Below are 13929 nucleotides of genomic sequence, written 5' to 3'. Positions count from 1 at the left end.
GCGATGAGCGCCGCCCAACTGCGTCGAGTGAATACCGAAAGTTTTGCCCATTACCGCCAGGGCTTGATTGAACTGTTGCTGGACGCCGTGCAGCACGGCGCATCGGTGGGTTTCATGGCCGATCTCGACGCGGCCCAGGCCCGCGACTATTTCGACGGCGTACAGGCCGGCATCGAGGACGCCAGCCTGCTGCTGTGGGTGGTGGTGCGCGATGAACAGGTGCTGGCCAGCGTACAACTGGCGCTGTGCCAGAAGGCCAACGGCCTCAACCGTGCCGAGGTGCAAAAGCTGCTGGTGCGCAATGACGCCCGACGCCACGGCCTCGGCCAGCAATTGATGAGCGCCCTGGAGCTGTGCGCGCGCCAGCACAAGCGCGGCCTGCTGTACCTGGACACCGAAGCCGGCTCCCCCGCCGAAGCCTTCTACCAGGCGCTGCGCTACACCAAGGTCGGCGAATTGCCGGACTACTGCCAAAGCCCGGACGGGCGCTACAGCCCGACCGCCATCTACTACAAGACCCTGGGGCAACCTGCATGATTCCTGGCCAATACCAGATCCAGCCTGGCGACATCGAACTGAACCTGGGCCGGCGCACCTTGAGCCTGAGCGTGGCCAACAGCGGCGACCGGCCGATCCAGGTCGGCTCCCACTACCACTTTTTCGAGACCAACGACGCACTGACCTTTGATCGCGCCCTCAGCCGCGGCATGCGCCTGAACATCCCGGCAGGCACGGCGGTGCGGTTCGAGCCGGGGCAGAGCCGCGAGGTGGAGTTGGTGGAGCTGGCGGGGTTGCGCCGGGTGTTCGGGTTTGCCGGGAAGATCATGGGTGATCTTTAGGGCCTCATCGCAGGCAAGCCAGCTCCCACATGGGAATGCATTTCAAATGTGGGAGCTGGCTTGCCTGCGATAGCGGATTCACATTCAACACAAATTCTTCAGGACACCCCTATGAAAATCAGCCGCCAAGCCTACGCCGACATGTTCGGCCCCACCGTCGGCGACAAGGTCCGCCTGGCCGATACCGAGCTGTGGATTGAAGTGGAACAGGACTTCACCACCTACGGCGAAGAAGTGAAGTTCGGCGGCGGCAAAGTTATCCGCGACGGCCAGGGCCAGGGCCAACTGCTGGCCGCCGACGTGGTCGACACGGTGATCACCAACGCGCTGATCATCGATCACTGGGGCATCGTCAAGGCCGACGTGGGCCTGAAGAACGGGCGTATCGCCGGGATCGGCAAGGCCGGCAACCCGGATATCCAGCCCGGCGTGACCCTGGCCATCGGCGCCAGCACCGAAGTGATTGCCGGCGAAGGCATGATCCTCACCGCCGGCGGCATCGACACCCATGTGCACTTCATCTGCCCGCAGCAGATCGAAGAAGCGCTGACCAGTGGCGTCACAACCATGATCGGCGGCGGCACCGGCCCCGCCACCGGTACCAATGCCACCACCTGCACCTCGGGCCCATGGCACCTGGCGCGCATGCTGCAGGCCAGCGATGCGTTCCCGATGAACATCGGTTTTACCGGCAAAGGCAACGCCAGCCTGCCTGAGCCTTTGATCGAACAGGTCAAGGCCGGGGCAATTGGCTTGAAGCTCCATGAAGACTGGGGCACCACCCCGGCAAGCATCGACAATTGCCTGAGCGTGGCCGACGAATACGATGTGCAAGTGGCGATCCACAGCGACACCCTCAACGAGTCCGGTTTTGTCGAAACCACCCTCGCCGCACTCAAGGGCCGCACCATCCACACCTACCACACCGAAGGCGCTGGCGGTGGGCATGCGCCGGACATCATCAAGGCCTGTGGCTTCGCCAACGTGCTGCCCAGCTCCACCAACCCGACCCGGCCATTCACCCGCAATACCATCGACGAGCACCTGGACATGTTGATGGTCTGCCATCACCTGGACCCGAGCATTGCCGAAGACGTGGCCTTCGCCGAAAGCCGCATCCGCCGCGAAACCATCGCCGCCGAAGATATCCTGCACGACCTTGGCGCATTCTCAATGATCAGCTCCGACAGCCAGGCCATGGGCCGTGTGGGCGAGGTGATCATGCGCACCTGGCAAACCGCCGACAAAATGAAAAAACAGCGCGGGCCGCTGCCGGGGGACGGGGCAGGCAACGATAATTTCCGCGCCAAGCGCTACATCGCCAAGTACACCATCAACCCGGCGATCACCCATGGCATCAGCCATGAAGTGGGTTCGATCGAGGTGGGCAAGTGGGCCGACCTGGTGCTGTGGCGCCCGGCGTTCTTCGGGATCAAGCCCACGTTGATTCTCAAGGGCGGGGCGATTGCTTCAAGCCTGATGGGCGATATCAACGGCTCGATCCCTACGCCACAGCCGGTCCACTACCGCCCGATGTTCGCCAGCTTCGGCAGCGCGCTGCACGCCACCAGCCTGACGTTTATCAGCCAGGCCGCGCTGGCCGAGGGCCTACCGCAAACCTTGGGCCTGAAGAAGCAGATCGGGGTGGTCAAGGGTTGCCGCCAGGTGCAGAAAACCGACCTGATCCACAACGACTACCTGCCGCAGATCGAGGTCGACCCGCAGACCTATCAGGTCAAGGCCGATGGCGAGTTGCTGTGGTGCGAACCGGCGGATGTTTTGCCGATGGCCCAGCGATACTTTCTATTCTGACCGTTCATCGGCATTAACCCTACGCGCCAGTGAAGCGAAGAGGCGTAAGGCGCTACGATGCGCGTCTTTACTGTCTTGCACTTGGGAACCTGGCTATGGGCCTATCCGAATTCATCGTGTTGCATGCCGAGCGAATCGTCGATGAGTGGGAGCAGTTTGCCGAAACGTTGACTCCGGCGGCCGACAGCCTGAACCGCACGCAACTGCGCGACCATGCCCATTCGATCCTGCTGGCTGCTGCGCAGGACATGAACTCCCGCCAAAGCGCCAGCGAACAGGCGGCCAAGGCCAGGGGCGAAGGCCCGGAAAAAACCCCCAGCCTCGACGCAGCCGCCGCCAGCCATGGCGAACTGCGTCATACGGTAGGCTTTGACCTGGTGCAGATGACCTCCGAATTCCGTCACCTGCGCGCTTGCGTGATCCGGTTGTGGGTCGACAGCTTGACGTCACCGGACCTGGACTATTTCCAGGACATGATCCGCTTCAACGAAGCCATCGACGAAGCCCTGGCCGAATCCACGGCGGCCTACGCCGAGCAGGTCAATCGCTCGCGGGATATTTTCCTCGCCATCCTTGGCCACGACCTGCGCGCACCGTTGCAGGCGGTGAACATGTCCACCGAGATGTTGTTGCGCAAAGTCCCGCTGGACAGCCAAGGCTTGAGCCTGGTGGGCAATATCAAAAATGGCGCCCGGCATATGGGGGCAATGGTCCGAGACCTGTTGGAGTTTGTACGCAGCCGACTGGGCAACAGCCTGCCGATCGACCCCAAGCCGATGAACCTGGCCGACGCCGCGCAGGCCGCCATCGACGAAGCATGTGCCGGCCGCCCGGATTGCCAGGCCCACTTGCATGTCCAGAACGACACCCAGGGGCAGTGGGATCGTGGGCGCATCGATCAAATGTTGCAGAACCTGATTGGCAACGCGTTGCAGCATGGCCTCAACAGTCAGGCCGTGACCCTGACCCTCAAGGGCACGCCCGACTCTGTGGAACTGAGCGTGCACAACTACGGCACCCCGATTCCCCAGGCAGCGCTGGGCACCGTCTTCGACCCACTGGTGCGCAGCGCCACTGAAGAACTGGGCAACACCTCGACCAGCCTCGGGCTGGGGTTGTTTATCGTCAAGGAAGTGGTAGACGCCCATCAGGGCACGATTGAAGTGACGTCCAGCGAGGCGGCGGGCACCACATTTACCGTGGTGCTGCCGCGCCAGAGCTAATGCAATTATTGTGACTAGTGGGCTTGTTGTGGAGAGCGGGCTTGCCCCGCGCTGGGCTGCGAAGCAGCCCTATACCCTGCCACTGAGGTGTATCTGCAAGAATACGGTGGCCTTTATTGGGGCTGCTTCGCAGCCCAGCGCGGGGCAAGCCCGCTCGCCACAACAAGCCCACTCATCACAACAAGCCCGTCTGCCACAACAAGCAAGCCCGCTCGCGCCCTTAGCGGCCCCAGTTTTCCCGCGGATCAAAATCGGCCTTTTTCGCCAGCTCCTGCCACAACGCCTTGACCTCGTCGTCGCTGCTTTTAGGCATCACGGCCTTGAGCTGCACAAATAGATAGCCGCGCTGCCCGGTCTTGTTCAGTAAGCCATGGCCCTTGGCCCGCATGCGCTGGCCATTCTGGCTGCCGGCCGGGACCTTGAGGTTGATCTTGCCGGTCAACGTCGGCACCGCGACTTCCGCGCCCAACGCCAGCTCCCAGGGTGCCAGGGGCAGGTTGATGATCAGGTTTTCGCCGTCGACTTCGAACTTGGGATGCGGCGCAAACTTGATGATCAGGTACAGGTCGCCATTGGCCCCACCGCCAATCCCCGGCGCGCCCTGGCCCTTGAGGCGAATGCGCTCGCCATCGGCCACGCCGGCCGGGATCTTCACGTTCAGGCTCTTGGTGGTGTTGCTGACGTGCTGGCCCGCCGCGTTGTATTGCGGCACCTGGAAGCTGATCGCCTTGGACTCGGTAGACAAGGTCTCTTCCAGGAACACCGGCAGCTCCATCTCCACATCCTGGCCGCGACGACCGGGGCTGCGCCCTTGGGCACCGCCAAAGCCGTTGCCACGGGAGCCAAAGATCGAGCTGAAGAAGTCCGAAAACTCGCCCGTATCCTGGCCACCGCCAAACCCGCCGCGGCTCTGCCAGCCTGGCGGCCCCTGGAAGGGTTGACCGTGCTGGCCATAGCGGCGCAACTCGTCGTATTCGGCGCGCTTGTCGGCACTTTTCAGCGCTTCATAGGCTTCCGAGGCGTCCTTGAACTTCGCTTCCGCGTCTTTTTCCTTGCTGACGTCGGGATGATACTTACGGGCCAGCTTGCGATAAGCGGCCTTGATCTGCTTGTCATCGGCCGTCGGCTCGACACCAAGAATCTTGTAATAGTCTTTGAAATCCATGGGGGCATCACCATCCGTTATCGAGATCGCACGGTCGGGCCCTGCCTGCCGGGGCATCGCGGGGCGATTCGAGGTGCGTCAGAAAATTATCGGCGGCTTGCAGGACAAACTTGATCCTTTCGACAGCCACCAACCGTATGCACAGGAGTTGGGGGCAAAGAGCCGACCTTTCAAGGTAACAAGTCTGCTGTATTTAGCGGATAGTCGGCCTACGCATCTGCACGCGAGTGACATACACTGCGCGGCCGTTTTTTAACCGGAACCTGTTAGACATGAACAACACCTCCCCAGCCCGTGCCTGCGGCATCGACTTCGGCACGTCCAACTCCACTGTCGGCTGGATCCGTCCCGGCATGGAAACGCTTATCGCGCTGGAGGACGACAAGATCACCCTGCCGTCAGTGGTGTTCTTCAACTTCGAAGAACGCCGCCCGGTCTATGGCCGCCTGGCGTTGCACGAGTACCTGGAAGGCTACGAAGGCCGCCTGATGCGCTCGCTCAAGAGCCTTTTGGGCTCCAAGCTGATCAAGCACGACACCAGCGTGCTGGGCACGGCCATGCCGTTCAAGGACCTGCTGGGGTTGTTTATCGGCCAGCTCAAGAACCGCGCCGAAGCCACCGCCGGCCGTGAATTCGAAGAAGTGGTGTTGGGCCGCCCGGTATTCTTCGTCGACGACGACCCGATGGCCGACAAAGAGGCCGAAGACACCCTGGTGGACGTGGCCCGCAAGCTCGGCTTCAAGGAAGTTTCGTTCCAGTACGAGCCGATTGCCGCAGCCTTCGACTACGAGTCCACCATTGAAAAAGAAGAGTTGGTACTGATTGTCGACATCGGCGGCGGTACGTCCGACTTCTCCCTGGTGCGCCTGTCGCCTGAGCGGCGCCAGCACGACAACCGCCACGACGACATCCTCGCCACTGGCGGTGTGCATATCGGCGGTACCGACTTCGACAAACAGCTCTCGCTGGCCGGCATGATGCCGCTGTTCGGCTACGGCAGCCGCATGAAAAGCGGCGCCTACATGCCCACCAGCCACCATATGAACCTGGCCACCTGGCACACCATCAACTCGGTGTACTCGCAAAAATCCCAGATTGCGTTGGGCAGCATGCGCTACGACATCGAGGACACCGGTGGCATTGACCGCCTGTTCAAGCTGATCGAACAGCGCGCCGGGCACTGGCTGGCGATGGAGGTGGAAGAAACCAAGATCCACCTCACCCACGACGACAGCCGCCATGTGCCGCTGGACCGGGTAGAACCAGGCCTGAGCGTGGAACTGAGCCGCGCCCTGTTCGAGTCCTCCATCGACAACCTGTTGGAACGGGTGCGCAACAGCGTGACCCAACTGCTCGACGACGCCTCGGTGGACGTGGCCCAGGTCGACACGGTGTTCTTCACCGGCGGCTCCAGCGGCATCCCGGCCCTGCGCCAGAGCATCTCGGCGATGCTGCCCAATGCTCAGCATGTGGAAGGTAATATCTTCGGCAGCATCGGCAGTGGGTTGGCGATTGAGGCCAGTAAGCGCTACGGCTACTGATCTTTAGTTAAGACCGTGGTGCGCCCTTCGCGAGCAAGCCCGCTCCCACATTTAGACTGCATTCCCAAGGTGGAACTCGGTCTAAATGTGGGAGCGGGCTTGCTCGCGAAAGCGCCAGTCCAGGCCCCCTCAATCCTCAGACCATCCCGCCCAGCTTCAACTCACTCTTCAAATACGCATAGTAGATCGGCCCCGCCACCACGCCCGGCAGGCCGAATGCGGCTTCAAATACCAACATCGCCAACAGCAACTCCCACGACTTGGCACTGATCTGCCCACCGACGATGCGTGCGTTGAGGAAGTACTCGACCTTGTGGATCACGATCAGATAACCCAGCGCCGCCACCGCCACCCAGATCGACATCGACAACGCGACGATGGTGATCAGGGTGTTGGACATCAGGTTGCCGATCACCGGCAGCAGGCCCAGCAGGAATGTGAGGACGATCAGGGTCTTGGTCAGCGGCAGGTGGATCCCCGCCAACGGCAGCACCACCGCGAGGAATATCCCGGTGAACACGGTGTTGAGGGCGGCGATTTTGATTTGCGCGAAGACAATATTGCGAAACGCCTGGACCAGCAGGTGCAAACGATCGAATAGCGCGGCGGCCAGGGGTTTGCGTTTGGTCAGGTCGGGGACCCGCTGCAGGGCGATAATCGCCCCCAGGACCATGCCGATCAGCAGGGTCACGAACATATGCGCTGCGTCCTTGCCCACCAGTTGCAGGTCGCTCAGGTGCTTGCTCAACCATTCGCCGATGGCTACGCGAAACTCGGCGGCGCTGGCCGGCAGGTAGGCGTCGAGGAACGGCGGCAACTGGCCGCGCGCGCGGTCGACCACGCCCATGAATTTATCCAGGGAGGCCCCGGGGTTTTCCGCTTCATGCAGCAAAAAGCTGATGGCGCCGGCGAAGATCAGGGTCAGCACGCTGACAATCACAGTGCCGAGCAATGCCACCGCCAGCCAACGGGCGCGTCGGCCCTCGATCAAGCGCTGCAGCTGTGGGGTGAGCATGTTGACCAGTTCGAAAACCAACAGGCCGGCCAACAGGCTGGGCAGCAGTTTTAACGGTAGGACCAGCAACAACCCGCCGAAAATGATGATGTAGCTGGCCAGCAACAACACATGACGCGAAGAAAACGTTGGCATACAGCCTCTAAACGAACGGCGTTAAAGGACATGTAGGAGCTGGCTTGCCCGCGAAAAACGTCCAGACAACCCGGTCATCCAGAGTGCCGGCGTTATCGTCAACGTTCTTCGCGAGCAAGCTCGCTCCTACAGGGTAAGGGCTGTGCGAGTGTCGCAGCCTTAGGTAGTCCGGGGCTATTAATTCTTCAGGCAGGTGCTCATAAAGGTTTTACGCGCATCGCCGGTCAACGCCTTGGTTTTCGCCGACGCGTTGCAGTCCTTCATTTTTTGCTGCTGCGGGGTCAGGGTCTTGGCGTCGTTGGCGGCCGGGGCCGAGAGGCAGGTTTTCATGAAGGCCTTGCGCTCGTCGCCCTTCAAGGTCTTGGTGGAGGCTTCGGCGTTGCAGGTGGTCATTTTGTTTTGCTGGGCAGTGGCCGCAAACCCTTGGGAACAGAGCAGCAGACCGATCATCAACAACGGAATACGCAACATCTTCATGGAGTTTTCTCCCTGTTACCACGCCGAGGGGCGCGGCCTCCCCTGCAGTGTAGACAAAGCCTGTTACACCTTCACCTGCTTCGTAGATTCGTTCGCCGATACTGCTCCGGTGTGCTGCCGGCCTGGCGCTGGAACATCGCAATAAACGCCGAGGCGGTGCTGTAGCCCAGGTCAAAGGCCACTTCCTGCACGCTGCGGCTGCTTTCCAGTGCTTCGATGGCCGCCAGAAAGCGCAGGCGCTGGCGCCACTCGCCAAAGCTCATGCCCAGTTCGCGGGCAAATTGCCGGGCCAGGGTGCGTTCGCTGACGTGCACCTGCTGCGCCCACTGCGCCAGTGCGCGGTTGTCCCCAGGATCAGCCTGCATGCCTTCGAGCACGCTGAGCAGGCCGGGACTGCTGGCATAGGGCAGGAAACAATCGTGCACCGGCGCCTGGCGCAGTTGGTCCACCAGCACTTGGGCCAGGCGCACGTCGGCTTCGTTGGCCGGGATGTTGACGTCGCGCTCGGCAAAATCACTGAGGATGGCCTTGAGGATGTTGCTGATGGTCAGGGTGCAGGGTTGCGCAGGCAATTGCTCGCACAGCGACGGCGCCAGGTACACCGAGCGGTAGACAATCGCCTGGGCGTTGTAGGAACTGTGCTGGGTGTTGGGCGGGATCCACACCGCGTATTGCGGTGGCGACATAAACCGGTTGCCGCCCACTTCAAAGCGCATCACGCCACGGGCCGAGTAATCCAGGGAGCCCCAGGCATGCTGGTGGCGGGAGGCGCGGCTGTCGGCGGCAAATTCCGAGTAGCGGAAGTACACCGGGGCCGGCAGTACGTCGAAATCGGGCAGGTTGATGTAGGTTTTGGACATGTTGTCTGGATCCAAAGGTGGCTTGGCCGGATCGAAGTATAGGCTTCGATCCAGACAAAGGATAATCAGCCTTCACTAACGTTCCTGGTTCCTTGCAATGCAATACGCTTATCCGCTGCTGGCCATCTTTATCTGGGCCGGCAATACCGTGGTCAACAAACTCGCCGTGGGCTCGATTTTCCCCGCCGAGATCGGTTTTTATCGCTGGTTGCTGGCCGCCATCCTGTTTACCCCGTTCATGCTCAAGCCGGTCATCGCCAACTGGGCACTGATCCGCCCCAACCTGGGCAAGATCGCCGTGCTCGGCGTGCTCGGCATGGCGGTCTACCAGAGCCTGGCGTACTACGCCGCGAGCCTGACCAGCGCCACCAATATGGGGATCATCCTCTCGCTGATGCCGTTGATGGCCCTGACTGCGGCCATTATCAGCCTCGGCCAGCGCCTGACCTTTGGCGCCCTGACCGGTGCGGTACTGTCGTTTGCCGGGGTTGCGGTGGTCGTATCGTCCGGCAGCCTCGGCGCGCTGCTGCAACACGGGGTGAACCTGGGCGACGCGATGATGCTGGTTGCCACCCTGGCCTATGCGATCTACAGCACCCTGCTGAAAAAATGGCAACTGCGCCTGCCGCCGCTGGTGTTGCTGTATTTGCAGGTGTTGGTGGCGGTGGTGGTGCTGTTTCCGCTGTTCCTGGCCTCGGACAAGGTCGGCCTGGGCCCGTCGAATATCGGCCTGGTGGTATACGCCTGCCTGTTGGCCTCGATGATCGCGCCACTGGCGTGGATGCACTCGGTGAAAAATCTGGGACCGAGCCGGACCACGCTGTTTTTCAATCTGCTGCCGTTGATCACTGCGCTGATTGCCGCGGTGGTGCTCAAGGAACAGTTGGCGCTGTATCACTTGGTGGGAGGTGTGCTGACGTTGGGTGGGGTGATTTTGTCGGAGCGGTGGACGACACCGGTCAGGCGCGCTGCCTAGACCCCGGCCGCCTTCAGCCGCTGCGCATGCTCGACAAACAGGCGAATCGGCTCGGCGCCCTTGCCCACCAGGCCCAGGGACTGATTGACGATATCGAAATGGTCCAGCGCATAGTCATCGCCGATCACCGTACCCAGGTGTGAGCTGTAGCGCCCGACCATGCCGTCACACTGGCCCTTCTCCTTGACGAAGGTCCGCGCAAACAGCCGGCAACTGCGGTTTGTGCCGTCCAGCAGGTTGCGCCCGCGATCGGTTTTGCCCGGCTGCAACGTGCCGGACCAGGAGTAATAGCGCACACCGTTCACTTCCTCGGCGCCCTGCCCGCCCCAGGTGTCTGGCAGGCCTTGGGGGTATTGGCGATTGAACAGCGCCACCCCCTCGCTGGTCAGGGATTGATGGGAGGCGTGGATATCCGCCGCAAAACGCGGGCCGCGATAACCGGTTTCGAGCAGGCCCATCACCATGCCCACCAGGCGCAACAGCGCACTCATGATGCGGCCCTTGGCGCTGTCGGCCGGGTAGTGGGTGTGCAGGTAGTCGGCCAATTCCGAACCGTGGTTGGGGCCCGCCACCGAAGTGACCGAGGCCACCCATTCCGGGCGTTTGGCGGCGGCGTAACGGGCAGTGAGCGAGCCCTGGCTATGGCCGATCAGGTTGACCTTGTCGGCGCCGGTCTGGCGGCGTATCTGCTCGATCTGCACCAGCAACTGCTCGCCGCGCACCTCACTGGAGTTGAGCGGCGCCACCTGCACCGCAAACACCCGCGCCCCGCCGGCACGTAAGGCCGGGACGATGCCGTACCAGTAGGGGTACAGCAGCAGCCGCACAAACCCGAGCATGCCCGGCACCAGGACCAGGGGATAACGTGTAGCCAATGTCTGCGCCATGGCGGCGAACATCCTTGAAAGGGGCGATTGAACTGATCCTAGACCAGCCCTGGGGCAATCGATATGACACCCGGCAACATCCAATAAAACTTTTTGCGCCGCGCAGCACTCACAACTTTGAGCGATCACACCCCGAGAGTGTGGCGCAACACCGGATTAGCCTCAGGAGATTGAAATGACCGACAAGCATCTGTCTGACGTAAGCACCCTTCGCGAACGTGCGCGCAAGAATGTGGAAAACGGCGCAGTGACCGAAGGCTACAGCGCCGACCGTGAAGAGATCCTGCGCCTGCTCAATGAATCGCTGGCCACCGAACTGGTCTGCGTCTTGCGCTACAAGCGCCACTACTTCATGGCCAGCGGCCTGAAAGCCAGCGTCGCCGCCGATGAGTTCCTGGAGCACGCCAACCAGGAGCTGGAACATGCCGACAAATTGGCTGAGCGCATCGTGCAACTGGGTGGTGAGCCCGAGTTCAACCCGGACTTGCTGTCCAAGAACTCCCACGCCCAATACGTGGCCGGCAAGACCTTGAAGGAAATGGTCTACGAAGACCTGGTGGCCGAGCGCATCGCGGTGGACAGCTATCGCGAGATCATTCAGTACATCGGCGAGAAAGACCCGACCACCCGCCGGATCTTTGAAGACATCCTGGCCCAGGAAGAAGAGCACGCTGACGATATGGCGGACATTCTCAAAGACCTGTAAGCCTGCCAGCAGCACTCACTAATGTGGGAGCGGGCTTGCTCGCGAATGCGGTGTATCAGTCAACATATTCATCACTGATCTACCGCATTCGCGAGCAAGCCCGCTCCCACCTTTAGCCCTTCACCGTCTTCGGCGCCTTGCCTTCCCTCATCTGCTGCAACAACGGCACGCACTGGTTCGGCTCATCCCCGCTGGGCGCCACCAGCGCCAGCAAGCCCGCCGCTGGTGCGACGATCACACCCAGCGCCACCATCCCCGCGCCACGTAGCAACAGCGGCACTGTCTTGACCCCGGCATTGGGCTTGATGAACGGCCCGTTGACGTACAACGGCGAACGCAGTGAGAACAAGCGAAAGCCCTTGGACTCTGGCGTGATGGTCAGGTCCAGTTGTTCGCTGGCCATGTTTGCGGTGCCGTCGATATAGATGATCGCGTTCTCGGTATCGAACACAAACAGCCGGCTGGTGGCCAGGCCGGTCTTGATCCCGAAGTCTGCCGCCGCGCAGTTGATCTTCACTTCCTTGTCGCCAAACAGCTTGCCGATCACATAGTTGCCCACGTTCAACCCGGCAATTTCCATCAGGCTGCGGCTGATCGCGCCGTCGTTGATGAGCATTTTCAGATCGCCATTGGCACTGCCCAACAGCGCCGCCACCGAGTTGCCGCGCCCGGCGATATCCGCATCGCCGTTGAGCTCGCCGAAGCTGGTCTTCATCGGTTCGAAGGTGGGGAAAAGTTGCTTGAGCTTGAAGTTGCGCGCCGTCAGTTTCGCTCGGCCTTCCAGCGGGGTGATGCGGCCATTGAGGCGGATCTGCGCATCCAGCTTGCCGCCCGCCACGCCGAAGCGCAGGGGTTCGAGGCTCAGTTGGCCATCGTTGAGCACCAGGTGGGTGTAGAGGTCGGTAAAGGGCAGTTCGGCGCTGTGGACGATGCGTTTGCCGGTGAACTCCACATCGGCGTCCATATCGCGCCAGCGCTCGGTGCGAAACTCCTCCACGGGCAGCACTTTGGTCGCCGGTTGCTTGCTTTCACCGCCACGGGCCTTTTGCTTGGCGTTGGAGTCGGCACCGATCAGCGGTGCCAGGTCGGCCAGCAGCAGTTGATTGGACACCAGCGCGCCACTGAGCTTGGGCCGTGGCTGGCTGGCGACATAGGCGAGGTCGCCGTGGATATCGCTGTTGCCGATCTTGCCGTTGAAGTTTTCATAGCGGAACGACGCGCCGCCGGCTTCATGCAACTTGGCGATCAAACGACCATCGGTGGAGTAGGCCGGCGAATCCGGCAGGGTCACGCCGGTCAGCGGGTAAAGGTTGCCCAGGCTGGTGCCGGACAGTTTCAGGCGCAGATCCAGGGCGCCGAGGTTCAGAGGGTCGGTCAGGGTGCCGGCCAGGGCGATGCTGGTATCACCGACTTTTGCCTGGGCCTGCAAGGGGAATGGCTTGGCCGCATCTTGCAAGGCCAGCAGCCCGCCGATCTTGCCGCTACCGGCCAGTTTCTGCCCGTGGTACTGGCCGCTGACCTTGAGGCCGAACGCATAGTCCTGGGGTGTGGCGCCCTGCTCCAGAGCTTTTTTTGCATCGCCCTCGCCGACGATCTCACTGAACGCAATCGGCTTGCCCAGGGGGTCGATCAGCACATCGAGGCGGGTCTTGAGGGTCTGGTCGTCGAGAGTCACATGGCCCTTGTCGAAGCCAATAGCGCCGATATCCACCACCCAGTTGGACGGTTCGGCATTCGGGTCCTTGGGATCAAACGTGAACACCCAGTTGGCGCGGCCATCGGCCAGGCGCTGCAACTCGGCGCTCGGCTGCGTCAGGTCGATGCGCGGGATCACCACGCGCTGGGCCAGCAAGGCCAATGGCGAGATGCGCAGTTCGACGCGTTTGAGGGTGACCATCTGCGGCTGTTTCGACCACTCGGGGTTGCCCAGGCTCAAATCCTCGGCCACCACATGGGGCCACGGCACCCAGGCCCGCCAACCGCCCTCGTCCGGCTCGCGCTGCCAGACCACAGCCAGGTTGCCATTGATGGCAAAGGCGCGGTGCAGCTCTTCGGAAACTTTGGCATTGATTTGCGGCTTGATCCGGTTCCAGTCGAAGAACACCAGGATCAGTACGATTGCGGCGATTAACACAGCGAAGCAGGCACTGCTCCAGGCGAGAATTTTACGAGTGCGCGTCATTGCACAGGGCTCCTGATTACGACTGCGCGTGCCACCGGCAACGCGCGCAAGGACTAAAGCTTATATGGCTACGACTGGCAAATGGCCTGGGGGTTTAACCGCCGCGTGGAA

The 13929-nt window shown here is 61.7% G+C and carries 13 protein-coding genes; 7 read left to right on the top strand and 6 right to left on the bottom strand.

Annotation, left to right across the window (positions count from 1 at the left end; genetic code table 11):
* The first annotated feature begins 3 nt into the window (after positions 1–3).
* The 4 genes from JTY93_RS02705 to JTY93_RS02690 all read left to right on the top strand — a co-directional run bounded on the left by JTY93_RS02705 (position 4) and on the right by JTY93_RS02690 (position 3874).
* Positions 4–537, top strand: coding sequence for a GNAT family N-acetyltransferase (locus JTY93_RS02705; RefSeq protein ID WP_205477535.1), 534 nt, complete (start codon positions 4–6; stop codon positions 535–537).
* Complete coding sequence (locus tag JTY93_RS02700) at positions 534–839, top strand: urease subunit beta (protein WP_205477534.1); 306 nt, start codon at positions 534–536, stop codon at positions 837–839. Before JTY93_RS02705 ends, JTY93_RS02700 begins: the two co-directional genes overlap by 4 nt.
* A 111-nt stretch (positions 840–950) precedes the next feature.
* On the top strand, positions 951–2651 hold the full coding sequence (gene ureC / locus JTY93_RS02695; RefSeq protein ID WP_205480181.1) for an urease subunit alpha: 1701 nt from the start codon (positions 951–953) through the stop codon (positions 2649–2651).
* A 95-nt stretch (positions 2652–2746) separates the two neighbouring features.
* Positions 2747–3874 carry a sensor histidine kinase gene (locus tag JTY93_RS02690; protein WP_205480179.1) on the top strand — a complete coding sequence of 376 codons (1128 nt, stop codon included), beginning with the start codon at positions 2747–2749 and terminating at the stop codon, positions 3872–3874.
* Between the two features lie 220 nt (positions 3875–4094).
* On the opposite strand, the gene JTY93_RS02685 is transcribed toward JTY93_RS02690, so the two are convergent.
* Positions 4095–5039 carry a DnaJ C-terminal domain-containing protein gene (locus tag JTY93_RS02685; RefSeq protein ID WP_205480177.1) on the bottom strand — a complete coding sequence of 315 codons (945 nt, stop codon included), beginning with the start codon at positions 5037–5039 and terminating at the stop codon, positions 4095–4097.
* Between the two features lie 272 nt (positions 5040–5311).
* Here JTY93_RS02685 and JTY93_RS02680 point away from each other — a divergent pair, with 272 nt between their 5' ends.
* Complete coding sequence (locus JTY93_RS02680; RefSeq protein WP_092233113.1) at positions 5312–6580, top strand: Hsp70 family protein; 1269 nt, start codon at positions 5312–5314, stop codon at positions 6578–6580.
* Positions 6581–6716: 136 nt separating this feature from the next.
* Here JTY93_RS02680 and JTY93_RS02675 read toward each other — a convergent pair whose 3' ends face one another.
* The 3 genes from JTY93_RS02675 to JTY93_RS02665 form a co-directional block, all read right to left on the bottom strand.
* Positions 6717–7730: an AI-2E family transporter gene (locus JTY93_RS02675; RefSeq protein ID WP_029297762.1), complete on the bottom strand. Its 1014-nt coding sequence runs from the start codon at positions 7728–7730 to the stop codon at positions 6717–6719.
* A gap of 177 nt (positions 7731–7907) precedes the next feature.
* Complete coding sequence (locus JTY93_RS02670; RefSeq protein ID WP_169998480.1) at positions 7908–8207, bottom strand: PsiF family protein; 300 nt, start codon at positions 8205–8207, stop codon at positions 7908–7910.
* 71 nt (positions 8208–8278) lie between these two features.
* The gene (locus JTY93_RS02665) at positions 8279–9067 is read right to left on the bottom strand and encodes an AraC family transcriptional regulator (protein ID WP_205480165.1); all 789 of its coding nucleotides are present in this window, start codon (positions 9065–9067) and stop codon (positions 8279–8281) included.
* Between the two features lie 97 nt (positions 9068–9164).
* On the opposite strand from JTY93_RS02665, the gene JTY93_RS02660 reads away from it, so the two are divergent.
* Entirely contained in the window at positions 9165–10043 is an 879-nt protein-coding gene (locus JTY93_RS02660; RefSeq protein ID WP_169998485.1) for a DMT family transporter, read from the top strand.
* Here JTY93_RS02660 and JTY93_RS02655 read toward each other — a convergent pair.
* Positions 10040–10930, bottom strand: a complete 891-nt coding sequence (locus JTY93_RS02655; protein WP_205480163.1) for an esterase/lipase family protein — start codon at positions 10928–10930, stop codon at positions 10040–10042. The genes JTY93_RS02660 and JTY93_RS02655 overlap by 4 nt on opposite strands.
* 175 nt (positions 10931–11105) lie before the next feature.
* Here JTY93_RS02655 and JTY93_RS02650 point away from each other — a divergent pair, with 175 nt between their 5' ends.
* The gene (locus tag JTY93_RS02650) at positions 11106–11636 is read left to right on the top strand and encodes a ferritin-like domain-containing protein (RefSeq protein WP_169998489.1); all 531 of its coding nucleotides are present in this window, start codon (positions 11106–11108) and stop codon (positions 11634–11636) included.
* A gap of 112 nt (positions 11637–11748) precedes the next feature.
* On the opposite strand, the gene JTY93_RS02645 is transcribed toward JTY93_RS02650, so the two are convergent.
* Positions 11749–13818, bottom strand: coding sequence for an AsmA family protein (locus JTY93_RS02645; protein WP_205480900.1), 2070 nt, complete (start codon positions 13816–13818; stop codon positions 11749–11751).
* Positions 13819–13929 lie beyond the last annotated feature (111 nt).

The organism is Pseudomonas hygromyciniae (assembly GCF_016925675.1).
Taxonomy (GTDB): domain Bacteria; phylum Pseudomonadota; class Gammaproteobacteria; order Pseudomonadales; family Pseudomonadaceae; genus Aquipseudomonas; species Aquipseudomonas hygromyciniae.
This window is presented reverse-complemented; position numbering and strand designations above follow the sequence as displayed.